Annotated in this window: 16 protein-coding genes and 3 pseudogenes; 4 read left to right on the top strand and 15 right to left on the bottom strand. The window is 55.3% G+C overall.

From position 1 onward, the window contains the following. Positions 1 to 536, bottom strand: a pseudogene (locus tag OGW13_RS11970) (IS5-like element IS5B family transposase); the annotation flags it as partial. Between the two features lie 53 nt (positions 537 to 589). On the opposite strand from OGW13_RS11970, the gene tnpA reads away from it, so the two are divergent. The 3 genes and pseudogenes from tnpA to tnpC all read left to right on the top strand — a co-directional run bounded on the left by tnpA (position 590) and on the right by tnpC (position 3,077). Next, positions 590 to 1,156 carry an IS66-like element accessory protein TnpA gene (gene tnpA, locus OGW13_RS25720; RefSeq protein WP_353622482.1) on the top strand — a complete coding sequence of 189 codons (567 nt, stop codon included), beginning with the start codon at positions 590 to 592 and terminating at the stop codon, positions 1,154 to 1,156. Then, the gene (gene tnpB / locus OGW13_RS11965; protein ID WP_038633649.1) at positions 1,153 to 1,500 is read left to right on the top strand and encodes an IS66 family insertion sequence element accessory protein TnpB; all 348 of its coding nucleotides are present in this window, start codon (positions 1,153 to 1,155) and stop codon (positions 1,498 to 1,500) included. Before tnpA ends, tnpB begins: the two co-directional genes overlap by 4 nt. Positions 1,501 to 1,519: 19 nt before the next feature. Then, a pseudogene (tnpC, locus tag OGW13_RS11960) lies at positions 1,520 to 3,077 on the top strand (IS66 family transposase). A gap of 47 nt (positions 3,078 to 3,124) precedes the next feature. Here the strand turns inward: tnpC and OGW13_RS11955 are convergent. Together OGW13_RS11955 and OGW13_RS11950 are read right to left on the bottom strand one after the other, a co-directional pair. Further along, a pseudogene (locus tag OGW13_RS11955) lies at positions 3,125 to 3,472 on the bottom strand (IS6 family transposase); the annotation flags it as partial. A 125-nt stretch (positions 3,473 to 3,597) separates the two neighbouring features. Beyond that, positions 3,598 to 5,256, bottom strand: a complete 1,659-nt coding sequence (locus tag OGW13_RS11950) for an FAD-dependent oxidoreductase (RefSeq protein WP_094168989.1) — start codon at positions 5,254 to 5,256, stop codon at positions 3,598 to 3,600. Positions 5,257 to 5,416: 160 nt separating this feature from the next. On the opposite strand from OGW13_RS11950, the gene OGW13_RS11945 reads away from it, so the two are divergent. Then, positions 5,417 to 5,767 (top strand): ArsR/SmtB family transcription factor, encoded by a 351-nt coding sequence (locus tag OGW13_RS11945; RefSeq protein ID WP_174501487.1) that lies wholly within the window; start codon positions 5,417 to 5,419, stop codon positions 5,765 to 5,767. 300 nt (positions 5,768 to 6,067) lie between these two features. Here the strand turns inward: OGW13_RS11945 and OGW13_RS11940 are convergent, their stop codons facing one another. From OGW13_RS11940 to OGW13_RS11885, 12 genes are all read right to left on the bottom strand, one after another. Then, a complete protein-coding gene (locus OGW13_RS11940) occupies positions 6,068 to 6,544 on the bottom strand; it encodes a Dps family protein (protein WP_000043177.1) in 477 nt (158 codons plus the stop codon). A gap of 114 nt (positions 6,545 to 6,658) precedes the next feature. Beyond that, positions 6,659 to 7,009, bottom strand: a complete 351-nt coding sequence (locus OGW13_RS11935) for a PaaI family thioesterase (RefSeq protein ID WP_287116162.1) — start codon at positions 7,007 to 7,009, stop codon at positions 6,659 to 6,661. 247 nt (positions 7,010 to 7,256) lie between these two features. After that, positions 7,257 to 7,718, bottom strand: a complete 462-nt coding sequence (locus OGW13_RS11930) for a NifB/NifX family molybdenum-iron cluster-binding protein (RefSeq protein WP_000626969.1) — start codon at positions 7,716 to 7,718, stop codon at positions 7,257 to 7,259. Further along, positions 7,693 to 8,013, bottom strand: a complete 321-nt coding sequence (locus OGW13_RS11925; RefSeq protein ID WP_001137910.1) for a DUF134 domain-containing protein — start codon at positions 8,011 to 8,013, stop codon at positions 7,693 to 7,695. The genes OGW13_RS11930 and OGW13_RS11925 overlap by 26 nt, the downstream gene beginning before the upstream one ends. A 215-nt stretch (positions 8,014 to 8,228) precedes the next feature. Next, positions 8,229 to 9,626: a DUF4158 domain-containing protein gene (locus tag OGW13_RS11920; RefSeq protein ID WP_174501489.1), complete on the bottom strand. Its 1,398-nt coding sequence runs from the start codon at positions 9,624 to 9,626 to the stop codon at positions 8,229 to 8,231. A 2-nt stretch (positions 9,627 to 9,628) separates the two neighbouring features. Then, positions 9,629 to 10,186: a recombinase family protein gene (locus tag OGW13_RS11915; protein ID WP_001162010.1), complete on the bottom strand. Its 558-nt coding sequence runs from the start codon at positions 10,184 to 10,186 to the stop codon at positions 9,629 to 9,631. Positions 10,187 to 10,316: 130 nt separating this feature from the next. Beyond that, positions 10,317 to 11,804 (bottom strand): efflux transporter outer membrane subunit, encoded by a 1,488-nt coding sequence (locus OGW13_RS11910; protein WP_088244041.1) that lies wholly within the window; start codon positions 11,802 to 11,804, stop codon positions 10,317 to 10,319. After that, positions 11,791 to 12,264: a cytochrome c gene (locus tag OGW13_RS11905; RefSeq protein WP_016236502.1), complete on the bottom strand. Its 474-nt coding sequence runs from the start codon at positions 12,262 to 12,264 to the stop codon at positions 11,791 to 11,793. The genes OGW13_RS11910 and OGW13_RS11905 overlap by 14 nt, the downstream gene beginning before the upstream one ends. 28 nt (positions 12,265 to 12,292) lie before the next feature. Beyond that, complete coding sequence (locus OGW13_RS11900; protein ID WP_004393997.1) at positions 12,293 to 13,003, bottom strand: ABC transporter ATP-binding protein; 711 nt, start codon at positions 13,001 to 13,003, stop codon at positions 12,293 to 12,295. Position 13,004: 1 nt separating this feature from the next. After that, a complete protein-coding gene (locus tag OGW13_RS11895) occupies positions 13,005 to 14,210 on the bottom strand; it encodes an ABC transporter permease (protein WP_022652303.1) in 1,206 nt (401 codons plus the stop codon). Further along, entirely contained in the window at positions 14,207 to 15,358 is a 1,152-nt protein-coding gene (locus OGW13_RS11890) for an efflux RND transporter periplasmic adaptor subunit (protein WP_022652304.1), read from the bottom strand. The genes OGW13_RS11895 and OGW13_RS11890 overlap by 4 nt, the downstream gene beginning before the upstream one ends. Further along, entirely contained in the window at positions 15,355 to 15,963 is a 609-nt protein-coding gene (locus tag OGW13_RS11885; protein WP_004393990.1) for a TetR/AcrR family transcriptional regulator, read from the bottom strand. The genes OGW13_RS11890 and OGW13_RS11885 overlap by 4 nt, the downstream gene beginning before the upstream one ends. Positions 15,964 to 16,106: the final 143 nt, after the last annotated feature.

The following is a 16,106-nucleotide window of genomic DNA, read 5'->3' as shown; positions in this document are numbered from 1 at the left end:
GCCTTCATGCCAAAGTGCCACTGATTGCCTTTCTTGGTCTGATGCATCTCCGGATCGCGTTGCTGCTCTTTGTTCTTGGTCGAGCTGGGTGCCTCAATGATGGTGGCATCGACCAAGGTGCCTTGAGTCATCATGACGCCTGCTTCGGCCAGCCAGCGATTGATGGTCTTGAACAATTGGCGGGCCAGTTGATGCTGCTCCAGCAGGTGGCGGAAATTCATGATGGTGGTGCGGTCAGGCAAGGCGCTATCCAGGGATAACCGGGCAAACAGACGCATGGAGGCGATTTCGTACAGAGCATCTTCCATCGCGCCATCGCTCAGGTTGTACCAATGCTGCATGCAGTGAATGCGTAGCATGGTTTCCAGCGGATAAGGTCGCCGGCCATTACCAGCCTTGGGGTAAAACGGCTCGATGACTTCCACCATGTTTTGCCATGGCAGAATCTGCTCCATGCGGGACAAGAAAATCTCTTTTCTGGTCTGACGGCGCTTACTGCTGAATTCACTGTCGGCGAAGGTAAGTTGATGACTCATAATGAACCCTGTTCCATGGCTCCAGATGACAAACATGATCTCATATCAGGGACTTGTTCGCACCTTCCTTAAGGAAACAGATAAGTAAACAAATCAACATTCCCAGAACCACCCTGCAGAGTCTGTTCCGGCGCTTTGCCCGTTCAGGTCTGAACTGGCCCGTTCCCGAACATATATCACCTGAGCAACTTGAACAGCTTCTCTACCCCGGGAAAAGCCAACAATACGAACCGGTTCCCACCAGAGAAATACCCGAAAAACGCCGGCGACCTAATTTCTCCACGGAGTTCAAACTCCACCTTGTGGAGCTGTCGATGCAACCTGATACCAACGTGGCTCGTCTTGCCCGTGAACACGGTATTAATGACAACCTGCTGTTTAACTGGCGTCACCAGTATAAACAGGGAAAACTGAATCGCAGGGATAACCTGCCTGTCAAACTGCTACCGGTAAGTATCGCGCCTCCCACAGTCGTTCCAGCCCCTCTGACGGCACCATCGCCTGCTGATGTACCCTGTTGCGAAGTAGAGCTACCAGGTGGAACGATAAAACTACACGGAACTATGACACCGGCTCTGCTGCGAGTATTACTTGGCGAGTTGAAAGGGGAGCTCCGATGATAACTCTGCCGACTGGTACCAGAATCTGGATCATCGCTGGCGTCACCGACATGCGCTGTGGCTTCAATGGCCTGGCCTCAAAGGTCCAGAACACGCTGAAAGATGATCCCTTCTCCGGGCATATCTTCGTTTTCCGTGGCCGCAGCGGCAAAATGGTAAAAATCCTGTGGGCAGACCGTGACGGGTTATGCCTGTTCGCCAAGCGTCTTGAGCGGGGACGCTTCGTCTGGCCGGTGACCCGGGAAGGGAAAGTTCATCTGACGCCTGCACAGTTGTCCATGCTGCTGGAAGGTATCGCATGGCAACATCCAAAACGGACGGAACAGCCTGGTATACGGATATAACCCGTGATAAAACAGGTGGATGAACAGTGAACTCCCGGATGACATCGAGCAACTGAAGGCCCTGCTGGTCGCGCAGCAGGCAGTTATCGTTCGTCTGTCCGGTGAAATAACCGGCTACGCCTGCGAAATCGACTCGCTCAGGGCACTGGTCGCTAAACTGCAGAGAATGCTGTTCGGCCGCAGCAGCGAGAAAAACCGGGAGAAAATAGAAAAGAAGATCGCGCAGGCTGAAAAGCGGATAACCGAGCTTCAGAACAGGCTTGGCGAAGCGCAGTCGCAACTCACCTCAATGGCCGGAGATGCAGTACCAAAAACATCAGACTCTCCCACCCGCAAAGCGCTTCCGGCAACACTCCCCCGTGACAGGCAGGTTATCGCCCCGGCAGAAACCGAATGCCCTGTCTGCAGTGGCAAACTGAAACCGCTGGGAGAGAGCATCTCTGAACAACTGGATATCATCAACACCGCCTTCAGGGTAATCGAAACGGTTCGTCCGAAGCTGGCCTGCAGCCGGTGCGACTGTATCGTGCAGGCACCGCTGCCGCCGAAACCCATCGAATGCAGCTACGCCAGCCCGGGGCTGCTGGCCCGTATCATTATGGCGAAGTTCGCTGAACACTTACCACTGTACCGCCAGGCTGAAATCTACGCGCCGGCAGGGCGTGGAGCTGAGCCGCAATACGATGGGGCGCTGGGTGGATATCATGGGAGAGCAACTTCGCCCGCTGTACGATGAAATGAACCACTATGTGCTGATGTCGGGTAAAGTGCATGCAGACGACACGCCGGTGAATGTCCTGGAGCCCGGACAGGGTAAAACCCGTACCGGGCGGCTGTGGGTCTATGTTCGTGACGATCGCAACGCCGGCTCAACCATGCCGGCAGCAGTATGGTTCTCATACTCATCCGACCGCAAAGGTATCAACCCGCAGCGACATCTGGCGGACTACAGCGGTATCCTGCAGGCCGATGCGTACGCGGGTTATAACGCCCTCTATGAAAGTGGGCGAGTAACCGAAGCGGCCTGTATGGCGCATGCCCGGCGCAAGATCCACGATGTACATGTCCGCCATCCAACGACAGTAACAACAGAAGTGCTCAGTCGTATCGGGGCGCTGTATGCTATCGAGTCGGAAATCCGTGGCAGTCCGGCAGAAGAGCGACTGGCGGTCAGAAAAGCCAGAAGCGTTCCGTTGATGCAATCGCTGTACGACTGGATACAACAGCAGATGAACACGCTGTCGCGACACTCAGATACCGCGAAGGCACTCGCTTATATGCTGAAGCAGTGGGATGCTCTGAATGAGTATTGCCGCAATGGCTGGGTGGAGATCGACAATAACCTGTGTGAAAACGCCCTCCGGGTGGTTGCGCTGGGGTGCCGTAACTACATGTTCTTCGGCTCTGATGGTGGTGGTGACAGTGCGGCAGTGATGTACAGCCTGATCGGTAGCTGCAAACTTAACGGCATCGAGCCGGAAACCTGGCTGCATCATGTGATCAGCGTCATCAACACCTGGCCTGCCAATCGCGTAAAAGAACTGCTGCCCTGGAACGTCACCCTCTCTGTAAACTAATTTTTACCCTACGTCCTTCACGGTGCGCTTACGCTCACTTAACGCTTACGAATGGCCTTGCGAAAGAAGCGTAAGGTAGCCGCAGCGTCGCGTCTGGCGGTCAACAGGAAGTCGACGGTCTGCCCCGTGGTATCAACCTCCTGGTACAGATATTTCCACTGGCCTTTGATTTTGATGTAAGTTTCGTCCATCCGCCACCGCCGACCTACATTACGCTTATACTGGCGGAACGTTTTATTCAACAACGGTGCCAGGCGCATAACCCAGCGATGAAGAGTGGAATGGTCAACGATAACGCCGTGCTCCGTCATCATATCTTCGAGATTGCGCAGGCTGAGGGCGTAAGTCAGATACCAGCGAACACATTGAGCAATAACATCAATGGGATAGTGCAGGCGTTTAAAACGCTTTTCATATCAGAGACATGGGCAGGTAACATTATAAAAAAACAGTATGTTACCCGACGATGTCTTAATGCGACAGAACCAGATGAGGTGCCATGTGTATGGCACCTCATCTCTTATTTGCTCATTGACTCCATAACCGCCTGCCAGGTTATAAAGCCACCACTCAGATTATATGTCCGGAAGCCGTGAGCCTGCAGAATACGGTATGCCACATGCCCGCGCAGACCACTCTGACAACCGATAAAAATCTCTTTATCTACAGGCAATTTTTCAAGATTCTCCCGCAGAGAATCCAGAGGGATGGATAGCGCGTCAGGATATTCGCCAAATTGTTTCAGTTCTTCAGGAGAACGAATATCAACTAAACAATACCTGTCCGGTTCCCGTTGCAAAACATCGCTGACATGACATATGGCCGTATCTCCCCTGATGACATTTGCCGCCACCATACCGGCCTGGTTAACAACGTCCCTTGCACTGTTAAAAGGCGGGGCATAAGTCAGCTCAAGATGCTCGAGATCGTTGACGGTAAGTCCCGCGCGCTGCGCGACAGACAGAACATCGATGCGTTTATCAACCCCTTTTTTCCCTGACGCCTGGGCCCCCAGAATTTTACCGGTATCGGGGCTGAACAGCAGTTTCAGACTGATCATCGTAGCCCCCGGGTAGTAACCGGCATGATCAGCAGCATGGACGTAAACCTTCTCGTATCGGGTACCATGGGCTTTCAGTTGCTTTTCATTCGCACCGACGCTGCCAATACTAAGCGAAAATACCTTACAAATGGATGTCCCCTGACTGCCATGGTAAAGGCTGTGGTGATCAAGCATGTTATCAGCAGCAATGCGTCCCTGGCGGTTGGCGGGCCCAGCCAGAGGAATATTAGCGGGTTCCTGAAAGACCAGGTCAGGTGTTTCAACTGCATCCCCCACGGCGTAGATGTCAGGAATACTGGTCTGCATACAGGCATTGACGCTTATACCTCCCCGTTTACCCACTTCGAGCCCGGCTACTGTGGCAAGGCTGTTCTCAGGTTTTACCCCGATGGCGAGAATAACCATGTCGGTCTGCACAAAGCCACCGTCAGACAGTGCAACGCGGAATCCCGTTTCTGTCCGCAGCACCTCGGTGAGTGCCGTTCTGAGACGCAGATCCACGCCATGATTCCGGATTTCCTGATGCAGGGCTGATGCCATTTCAGGATCAACCGGAGCCATAACCTGTTCTCCCATCTCCAGCAGGGTAACACGGATCCCCCGTTCGCTCAGAGCCTCCATCACTTCAAGTCCGATGAATCCCCCCCCGACAAGCGTGGTGTGAGCGACGTTATGTTGCTCAATCCACGCCAGGATAGCATCCATGTCAGTAAGATTTCGGAGCGTAAAGACGCCCTCTTGCTGTAGCCCGGGCAAAGGAGGGACAACCGGCGCGGCTCCGGTACTGAGGAGCAGACGATCCCATACTTCGGTATGGATCTCACCTGAGGTCAAATTTTTAACTGTCACTGTTTTATTAACCGGATCCACTGACGTCACTTCATGGCAGGTACGGACGTCTATGTTAAAGCGGGATTTAAAATCCTCCGGAGTCTTAAGAATAAGCGACTGCCGTAACGGAATTTTTCCGCCTATATGATAAGGCAATCCACAGTTGGCGAAAGAGACATCGCTTCCCCGTTCAAACACAACAATACTGACATCTTCTGACAATCGGCGAGCTCTGGCTGCAGCGGACGCACCGCCGGCAACACCACCAACAATCACTATTTTCATTACATCCTCTCTGTTCACTCGGGGCAAAATGTCTGCCAGATATAATTAGTTACCCAGGCCAGCTGGACGCTGCAGACCTGGCGAACACGGTGGCAAAATTATGGCACCATCAGTATACTAAATAACATTATATAAAAATACATAATGTGAGAAACCAGCAATGCCCATGAATGAAGACACAAAACGTCAGACCGATATGAAAAATGCAGCCCTGGGGGCAGCAGATGTCTTACGGGGACTGGCTAACAGCGACCGGTTGCTGTTGATGTGCCAGTTAAGCCAGGGGGAAGCGAATGTGGCCGGGCTGGAAGCTGCAGTCGGTATCACTCAGCCGACCCTGTCTCAGCAACTGGGTGTAATGCGCCGCCTGAAGCTTGTCGAGACCCGACGGGCAGGTAAAATGGTATATTACCGTATTGAGGATAACCGTATCATGACGTTGTTAAATACCTTGTATGATCTCTACTGCCCGCAGGCAGGCACCGGTAAAGGAAGCCATAACAACGAATAATGTGATCCTGCTTTCCACGCAAACCGTTTTATCATTGCAGCATTAACCCTGTCAGGTTGTGAAGAGCCTGGCCGGAATCTGCGATATTATAACGGGAAAGCGACAGTGGTCCGGATATACCCATCGGTAATGCCTGTCCGGACTGTATTTATCGCTCACGCGTTCACTGTTTAACTTATTGATTTATCGGTTTTTATACTATTACGGTCAGAAAAACAGCCACAGCAGCACGGATGGTACTGCACTGACAGCAATGGCCTGTGGCTGACAAACCGTTTTTTCTGCTGCCACGTGGTGACATTATTCAAGCAGGCTACGCAACATCCAGGCAGTTTTCTCATGTAACTGGATACGTTGTGTAAGCAGATCTGCTGTGGCTTCATCATTCGCATTATTAACGAGCGGGAACAGGGAGCGTGCAGTTTTAACCACGGTCTCCTGGCCCTGGACAAGATTTTCAATCATGTTTTTTGCTGCCGGAATATCCTTATCTTCATTAACCGCTGTTAAACGTGAAAATTCATGATATGTGCCGGGCGCGAAGCATCCGAGCGAGCGTATACGTTCAGCGATATCATCAACGGCAGTGGCAAGCTCATTGTATTGATTTTCAAACATTAAATGTAAGCTGTTAAACATGGGGCCAGTTACATTCCAGTGATAGTAATGTGTTTTTATATACAGGGTATAGGTGTCAGCAAGAAGCCGGGACAGGCCGTCTGCAATCTCCACCCGGGATGATTCAGCAATACCAATATCAATGATTTGTTTACTCATAACTACCTCTTACACGGTTTCAGTGGAATATACGATATGCGATTATTCTTTCCGGTCTGAGCAAAACACGCCTCAAATTTTTATAATAACCAGGTACACCTGTCGTCTGTCACACTAGCGATGCGCCAGAGCAATATCCTGCGACGGAACAATGAATTTCGCCGTGGCACGTGCCACTGTCTGCTGTCCTTTTGTCAGCCATGCTTCAAGCAGGTAAATCCCCCTGCGTTGCCCAAGCAGTCTGGCACATACCATCAGTTTGTCTCCGGTACAAACGGGTGAAATGAATCTTACCGTCAGGTCAGCCGTCAGGGCTTGCACACCCTGCATGAACAAACAATGAGTCATTGCTGCATCCAGCAGGGTACTCGTCATTCCGCCATGTAAAAGACCCGTATACCCCTGATGCCTGTGATTGGCCTTGTAGTCCGCACATACAGAGCCATCCGGGTGCTCTGAAAACATTAAGTTCACCGTATCAGGGTTGTTGTCGCGGGAACTACAGACCATACAACAGGTATGGGCCTTTCTGGCATCAAGATAACAATTCATCTGTTTCTGCTCAGCGTCCGGTTGTACTGATGGGAGGCATCCGGAATTCAGTCAGCTGAGGGGCTCCCCCGGCATCATTACTGCCTCCTCCACACATTCCGGCTCCTGGTTTATACACAATACGGGTCTGATAAAAATCACCGCCCGTGATGAAATAAACTCATGAATGGCAACAGCGCCCGTTTCCGTGATGATGCTGACGCCCACCCTGGCACGCATTTTCTGCTGTGTTCCCGTCAGAGTGACAGCATTTTTTCCCTTTCGCCTCATGATGAAAGGACTGGCGTCCCTGCTCCGGCTTATTCAGTTCAGTCAGAACACGGGTATCCGGATCACACAGTTCAGTGAACAAACGACGACCACAGTCAGTCTGGTACACCGCGATCTGATGCCCCAGTAATTTACCCAGCATCCGTTCCCCGATGTTACGGACCACAACGCGGCTGACTTGCTGTTGAACCAGCAGGTCAACCAGCTTCCGTTTACCTGAACAATCTGCGCCCAGCGCGGGATTTTCTGTCCGGCTGAGCTCCACACCGCGCTCATCCACCAGGACAAGGTGACTCGCTTTGGTAAAATGATTTGCTACCCGGTCGTCATTCACTGGAATGGCTGTGATCATCTTGTGTAACTCCTTCCCTTTCAGAGTGCATTATTAAGGCCTTGCCCTGAGTGAGACAGTCCACAACCTTAAAACGGGCTGCTTTCAGGACATTGGCCAGTGTCTGCCTTGAAACCCCCATTGCAACAGCCGCTTCCTGCTGTTGCATGCCCAGTAAATCGACCAGCCGTAACGCTTCAAACTCATCTTCTTTTAAATGAACATGTTCAAGCTGGCTCATCGGTCGCGCATTGGGCTTAAAACAGGTATCCGCAGGGCGGCCACAGATGTTACGGGGAATTCTGGGTCTTGGCATGAAGGCTCCTTATTGGCATATGCTATATATACACTCATAAACTGGCATATGCAATATACTCTGCTCACCGGTGGAGAATTTTTTGCTTTACCCTGGAGTCTGTAAGTGGGCAGCAGGTCATGAGAGATGAAGAGAAAGAAAACAGATACTGTATGAGACTCAATTTAAAGTGCTGCCATAAGGGGGTCGTCTCAGAAAACGGAAAATAAAGCACGCTAAGCCGGTGGCAGCGGTCGCAATGGCCTGAACTTCCCCGCACCGACCTTGGCACTGCTGCGCCATAGGTAATCGCCGGTCAGGTTGATATGCTCCCACCCCAGCGGGGACAGATATTGCAGCAACGTGTCGTCCAGCGCCTTGCCGTGGGCACGCAAAGCACTGGTGGCACGCTCCAGATAGACCGTGTTCCACAACACGATGGCCGCCGTCACCAGATTGAGGCCGCTGGCCCGGTAGCGCTGCTGCTCAAAACTGCGGTCGCGGATTTCACCCAATCGGTAGAAGAAGACCGCCCTGGCCAGCGCGTTGCGCGCCTCGCCCTTATTCAGCCCCGCATGGACGCGGCGGCGCAGCTCCACGCTTTGCAGCCAATCCAGAATGAACAGCGTGCGCTCGATGCGCCCATACATCCGCACCTTGTCGTTGATCGCCTTGCCGGAAGCCTGGAACTGCTGTTGATGCTTGTTCTTGGCCGCATTGAACAGCTTGCCGATGATACGGTCGTGAAGGTCGATGATTTCATCAGTGACGGTGGCCATGCCCTCGATGGCCAGTGCTACCAAGGTGGCGTAACGCCGCTGCGACTCGAACTTGGCCAGGTCGGCGGGCGTCATCTGGCCGCCTTCGCGGGCGATCTTGAGCAAGCGGTTTTGGTGTACCTGCCGTTCGATGCCAGCAGGTAGGTCAAGCGCCTGCCAGGCTTTGAGGCGTTCGATGTGTTCAAGCATGTGGCGCGAGTTCGGCTTGGCGGGCGATTGGCGCAGCCACGCTAGCCACGTCATTTTGCTACCATCCTTGCGCTTGAGCAGTTCGTCCAGGCGCTGGCGATGGACAGGTATCAAGGAATCGGCCAATGCCGCATGGATGCTTCGGTTGGCACGGGTAATGGCCTCGGCGCTTGCGCGCTCGATGGCATTCATGGCGGGTAGGATGATGCTCTGCCGCCGCAGGTTTTCAACAAGGGTGCTGGCCAGCACAATGCCTTTGTCTGTTTGCAAGGCCAGTTCGGTCAATGTATGCACGGCTTGCCGGTAATGACTCATGGTGAAGGGCTTGAATCCAAACACCGTTTGCAGCTCGACCAAGTGCTCCCGCCGTGTCTGCTCGCGCTGGCCGTAATGGTTCCAGCTTTCCACCGGCACCTTGAGTTGTGCGGCCACCATGCGCAGCAGGGGCAGAAATGGAGGATCATCGACGCCCAAGAAGATGCCAGGGAATCGCAAGTAGCAAAGCTGCACGGCGAAGCCCAATCGATTCGCGGCGCCGCGACGCTGACGGATCACCGACAGGTCGGTTTCGTTGAACGTGTAGTGCCGTATCAGTTCGTCTTTGGCATCTGGCAGTGTCAGCAGACTTTCGCGCTCGGTGGCGGACAGGATTGAGCGGCGTGGCATGGTCAGTCTTCCCGCAGGTACTGGTACAAGGTTTCGCGGCTGATGCCGAAGTCACGGGCCACCAAGGTTTTCTGGTCGCCTGCCGCAACTCGCCGTTTCAACTCGGCAATTTGTTCGCTGTTCAGCGATTTCTTTCGTCCCCGGTAGGCCCCGCGCTGCTTAGCCAGCACGATTCCCTCGCGCTGACGTTCGCGGATCAGAGCGCGCTCGAACTCAGCAAAGGCTCCCATGACCGACAGCATCAGATTGGCCATCGGTGAGTCCTCGCCGGTGAACGTTAGCCCTTCTTTGACGAACTCCATGCGCACGCCCCGTTGTGTCAGCCCTTGGACGATGCGGCGCAGGTCATCAAGGTTGCGTGCCAACCTGTCCATGCTATGCACCACCACGGTGTCGCCCTCGCGGACGAAGGCCAGCAGCCTTTCAAGTTCGGGACGTTGTGTGTCCTTGCCTGAAGCCTTATCGGTGAATACCTTGCCGACTTCTATTTGTTCCAGTTGTCGATCAGGATTCTGGTCGAAGCTGCTGACGCGAACGTAGCCGATACGTTGACCTTGCAAGATGCCTCCAAAGGTAAAAATGTCAGGATGAAATCTATTACCCTTGGCTGAATGTGTCAATAAATATAAATTAATACCCTACTCTGACGTTGTTTGTGCTCAACATCTGACATCAGGTTAGGGTATAGTCTTAACTGACACCACCTCCCAGGGCCTGATATAAAACAACACTATCGACTAGGCGTTGTGCCTGGACCGCAACCATATTGATCCGGATTGACTGTGCCTGTTGCTGCGCGATGAGCAGTTGCAGGTAGCTGGCCGCGCCCAGCCGGTATTGCCGCTCGACCGACTGCAAGGAGGCCTGTGCAGCCATATCAGCGGCAGCGAGGGCAGTCAAAGTTTGTGCATCGCTTTCCACCGCGCGCAGGGTGTCGGCGACGTTACGCAAAGACTCCAATACGACGCTCTGGTAATTGGCTACGGCGGCATCAAAAGCGGCGAGCGCCGCTCTTTTTTCAGCGGGTAGCCCTGGATTAAAAAGAGGCTGGGTGAGCTGCGCAACCAGGCCCCACACTGCCGAGCCACCACCGAACAGGGCACCGGTGGTCAGCGCCTGAGAACCAAGGTTGGCGCTCAGGTTGATCTGTGGGTAGAGCTTGGCGACAGCCACACCATAGTCTGCATTGGCCGCATGCAACAGCGCCTCTGACGCCTGGATATCCGGTCGGCGGCGCACCAGTTCTGAGGGCACGACGAGCGGCATCTCGACGGGTAGAGTGAAATCGGCCAGAGTGAAGGCCGGGATGCCACCCGTGCCTGGGGCACGACCGGCTAGCACCGCCAGTAGATGTTCGGTTTGTTGCAGTTGTTTACGCAGCGCAGGCAGTTCTGCCCGCGTTTGCTCCGCCTGAGCTTGTAGGCTCAACGCTTCATCAGGTGAGGCCTGACCGATACGCACGCGTTCATGGGCTAGGCGCAGTTGCTCATCCTGCACGCGCAAAATGGCAGTAGTGGCTTCTAGTTGCGCGGCGAGGCGTGCTCGGGTAATGGCAGCGGTTGCCATGTTGCCGGCAAGGGCCAGGCGCGCAGCATTCAGTTCGAAGCGACGGTAGTCGGCGCGAGCAGCCAAGGCTTCGAGTGCGCGCCGGTTGCCGCCAGCCAGATCGAGGTTGTAATGCACGCCAACGCTGGCGTTGTAGAGGCTGAATTGACGTGCGTCTCCGCTCAACCCTTGGCTACTGGGACTCATTTGCTGGCGCTGAGATCCCAGTGCGACATCTACCTGTGGATATTGCGTCGAGCCCGCCTGTGCGGCAAGAAGCTCCTGCGCCTGTCGCAAATTGGCGCTGATGCTCGCCAGCGTCGGGCTGACATGGAAAGCTTCGTTTATCAGTCCGTCGAGTGCGGATGAACCCAAGCTTTGCCACCATTGCGTTTCGATCGGAAGCCCTTCGACTAGACGTTGTGTTTCGCCGAACTGCGTGGGAGCGGACACGGTTCTATCAGCTACCGGTGTTGCAGTGTAGCGAGCCACATCGGGTGCGGTGGGACGCTGAAAATCAGGGCCGGCGGCGCAGCCGGCCAGACCGGCGGTGACCAGACCAGCTACCAGGTAAGTTGCCGCAAGCCGTCTTTCGAGGCTGATGGGGCGCTGGCATGTTTTAGCGTGCTCCATAAAAATGCTCCACGAAAGGTTTACGGAAAGCTTGGTGGCAGCCCAAGCAGCTTTCCTGCACGTGGGCGAATGATTGGGTCACCGCCTTGCCGTCGCTGCTCGCAGCAGCCAGCTTCATGGCCAGCGCCGCCTCGTGAGTCTGCGCGTCAAAGTTTCTGAACTTGGTCGCATCAGCGCCGAGGTAAGCAAGGATGCGCATTTTTTCAGTAAGCGGTGGCTCGGGGTGTGCAGCAACTTTTGGGGCGAGCTGAACGACCTGAACCCATTCCTCCTGCGAAATCGCACCGGTAATAGCCTGCATGTTGCGCCCGAGTTCCTGCATGATCTTGCGTAGCGCCAGTGGCTCAACCTGGGTAGCGTCACCAGCCCAAGCTGGCAACTGAAAACCCCATAAAAGCAGGCAGGCCGTAACGGTCAGGGTGATAGTTCCAAATGCGTGGCTGTGTTTGCGGTGGGTCATGAAATTCTCCTGTAATTCAATCGTTCTCTCATTCGAACTCCCGCCCTTCGCCAGCTTCCTCATGGGTCACGCCGTCGCGGATGTGGTAGATGCGCTTGAATGTGGGGATGATCTTTTCGTCATGGGTGACGACGATGATGGCGGTCTCGAACTTCCGGGCCATGTCGTTGAGGATGCGGATTACAGCCATGGCGCGCTCGGAATCCAGCGGCGCAGTGGGTTCATCGGCCAGGATCACCGGCGGACGATTGACCAGTCCGCGCGCGATGGCGACCCGTTGCTGCTCGCCACCGGAGAGTTGCGAGGGCATTGCGCGAGCTCGGTGTTGCACATCAAGCGCTGTGAGCAATTCCAGTGCCTTCGCGCGCGACTCTCCATTCGCGACGCCTGCAAGCATCGGCAGCAGCGCCACGTTGTCGGTGACATCGAGAAACGGAATCAGGTACGGCGCCTGGAAAACGAAACCGATCTTGTCACGCCGTAAGGCGCGCAGGTCGCGGACTTTCCAGCCATCGGCGTAGATCACTTCATCGCCCAGCGTCATGCGACCGGCGGTCGGTTCGATCACCGCACCCAGACACTTGAGCAGCGTGCTCTTGCCGGACCCGGAAGGGCCGATCAGTCCCACCACTTCACCAGGCGCAACATGCATATTCACGTCTCTCAAGGCAAAGACAGCGGTGTCACCATCGCCATACCGCTTGCTTAAACTTTCGATGTGTATCCCTTTGCCACTCATCTCAACCTCCAATGGCTTCGGCCGGATCGACCTTGAGTGCTATGCGAATGGCGACGAGGCTAGCTAGAACGCAGATCACGAGCACGGCAAAAAAACCGGCGACAGAATCCATTGGCGTGAGCAGGACATATTTTGGAAAAGCCGGTGCTGAAAAGGTGGCTGTGATCTTGCCGACCACGAAGCCAATCACGCCCAGGGCGAGCGCCTGCTGCATGATCATCGCGGCGATGGTTCGGTTGCGTGTGCCGATGAGCTTCAACACCGCGATCTCACGGATTTTGTCCATCGTCAGCGAATAGATGATGAAGGCAACGATGGCCGCGCTAACGATGGCCAGAATCACAAGGAACATGCCGATCTGCTTGGCCGAGGTGGCGATCAGCTTGCCGACGAGGATGTCTTCCATCTGTGCCCGGGTGTAGACCGTCAAACGCTTCCAGCGCTGGATGGATTCGGCAACCTCGTCCGGCGCATGACCAGGTTTCAGAGTGACCAGCACGGCATTGACGAACGCGTTGCTGCTCTGTGAAGCAATCACGGCATCCAGCAAACCTGGATCACCGGGTCGATTGAAGACCGGGTTGGCTTCGGTGCGACGCCGGCTTTGCCAGATGGCATCGTTGTCCTTGAGGAACTGGGCCTCCTGGGCATCTTTGAGCGGAATGAATACCATCGGGTCGCCGCTGGACGACACCATGCGCCGTGTCAGCCCCACGACGGTGTAATGATTGCGGCGAATGGCAAGACGATCTCCCAGTTTGAAGCCGGTGGCGATGTCGGCCACAGCCTCGTAGTGACCGCGCGTGATCTGGCGTCCAGCGACGAGATAAGGAGGCCATCCGGGTGTAGCCCCCAACGCACCGGGCGCGATGCCGACCACCATGGTGCGTACATCACTCTCGCCCTTGCGTACCTGCATGGTCAGGTAGGTCGCGTTCGCTGCCTGTGAGACTCCCGGCATGGCGAGAATGGCGCGATACACGTCATCGTTGAGGCTGGACGACTCCGCATAAGGACCCAGAGTATCCTTTTGCACCACCCAAAGGTCAGCGCCACTGTTGTCGAGCAACGCCTTGCCGTCGTCCACCATGCCTCGGTACACCCCAGCCATGACTAGGGTGACGCCGATCAGCAGACCCAGACCGATGCCGGTGAAGACGAATTTCCCCCAGGCATGGAGAATGTCGCGGCCGGCCAGGCTGATCATCGTGAAACTCCCGGGATATGCTCGACCACATGGATGCGGCTGCGCGCCGTCAGTGCCTTTTCGCTATAGGTCACAACCTGGTCCCCATTCTTGAGCCCTTCGCGCACCTGCACGTAACCATTGAGGTCGGAAGTGCCGAGCTTGACCGGGGAGAAATGCAGATCACCATCCACGATTTGCCAGACACCAACTTTATCGCCTTCACGCTGGACGGCAGCGTTGGGGATCAGTGGAGCGGCCGGGAGCGCCGGCAAGTCAACCGTGACTTCGGCCAGTTCACCCACTGGTGGCAAAGGTTCTGGTTTGTTATCGAATGTCACCTTGGCAAGCGTTTCCTCGGTTACCGCGTCGGCCTTGGGTTCCACCCGCAGCACGCGACCTTTCAAGGTCTGGCCACCACGCGAACGCAGGACGATATGAGCCGGCAGCCCCCCAGCCAGCCCCGATGCGCTGATCTGGTCGAAGCGCACATTGATCCACAAACTCTTGGGGTCGATCACTTCCACCACGGCCTGGCCCGCGACGATGGTCGTGCCGGGATCGGCATCGCGCACGGCGACTACACCGTCGACCGGCGCGATCAGGCGCAGATTGCTCCGCTGCGCGACGAGTGCTTCGCGGTCGGAGCGTGCCCGGGCAATATCTTCCCGAGCGGCGGATAGGGCGGCATCGGCGATCTGCAGTTCCTGCCGCTTGGTGGTGACGATTTCCTCGCTGGTCGAGCGCACCGCAAACAATTGCTCATAGCGGCGCGCCTGGGTTTGCGCGTAGGCTTGCCGGGCTTCTGCCTCGCGCAAAGCCGCTTCCGCCCGCTTGAATACAGACTCCTGTGAGCGCACCCGATCATCAAGGTCGACCGGCTCCATCTCGCCGAGCACCTGTCCGGCCTTGACCTGGTCGCCTACATGCACCTCCAGGCGTTTGACGCGCCCGGCAAACGTCGGTCCGATCTTGTAGGTGTAGCGCGCCTCCACCGTGCCGATGCCGAACAGCGCCGGTGTGATAGCCTGTGATTCCACGCTTGCCACCGTCACAGCGACCGGGGCGAGCGGCCCTGATCGCAGACCGACATAAATAAAAAGCACCAGCAAAGGAATGATGACGGCAAGCAGTGCCAGGGTGCGGCCTTGCAAGGGTAACTTTTTCATTGCGCACTCCTTATGCCACGCCGATAAATTGCAAAGACGCGCGGCGCATCGCGGTGCATACGTCCCACATCACCCGCCAACAGCGATTGCATGACCAAGCCCTGGATCGTGCCAATGAACAGCGTTGCCGCCGCCTCGTTGTCAAGCGAGGGAGACAACTCGCCGCTGGCCTTGCCTTTCTCGATGAGACGATGCAAACGTTCGCCGTAGCGCTGAATCAAGGTTTGCACCATGCGCTTGGCCGGTGTCGATTCGGCACGCTGAAGCTCACCAAACATCATTCTTGGCACGCCTGGGTGCTCAGCTACGAATTCGATATGACTCATGAACATCGCCTCCATGGCTGCCAAGGGCGACTCGATTCCTTGTGCGGATCGATCGATTCTGGCTAATAGGCGCTCTGCTACCCACTCCATGACCGCCTGCCAAATGGCTTCCTTGTTCGGGAAGTGCCGAAACAGCGCACCCTGGGTCAAGTTCATGTGTTTAGCGATAGCCGCAGTGGTTATCTCGCTTGGGTTTTGTGAACCGGCAAGCGCCACGACGGACTCGACAGTTACGGCACGACGTTCATCGGCCGGCAGATGCTTTGGATGGGTGTCCACGAGCACTCCTGGTAAGATAGTAATTGATTACTATCTTACCACAAGAGGCAACTCAAACAAGAGAAAACCCGACGTACTCGTCAATATCTAGAGTCTGCAATGGGCTTAACGTGCTTTATTTTCCGTTTTCTGAGACGTCCCCA

Origin of the sequence: Citrobacter sp. Ca225 (assembly GCF_030337175.1) — a bacterium.
GTDB classification, from domain to species: domain Bacteria; phylum Pseudomonadota; class Gammaproteobacteria; order Enterobacterales; family Enterobacteriaceae; genus Citrobacter_A; species Citrobacter_A amalonaticus.
The sequence above is the reverse complement of the archived record's forward strand: the minus strand, read 5'-3'. Positions and strand labels throughout refer to the sequence as shown.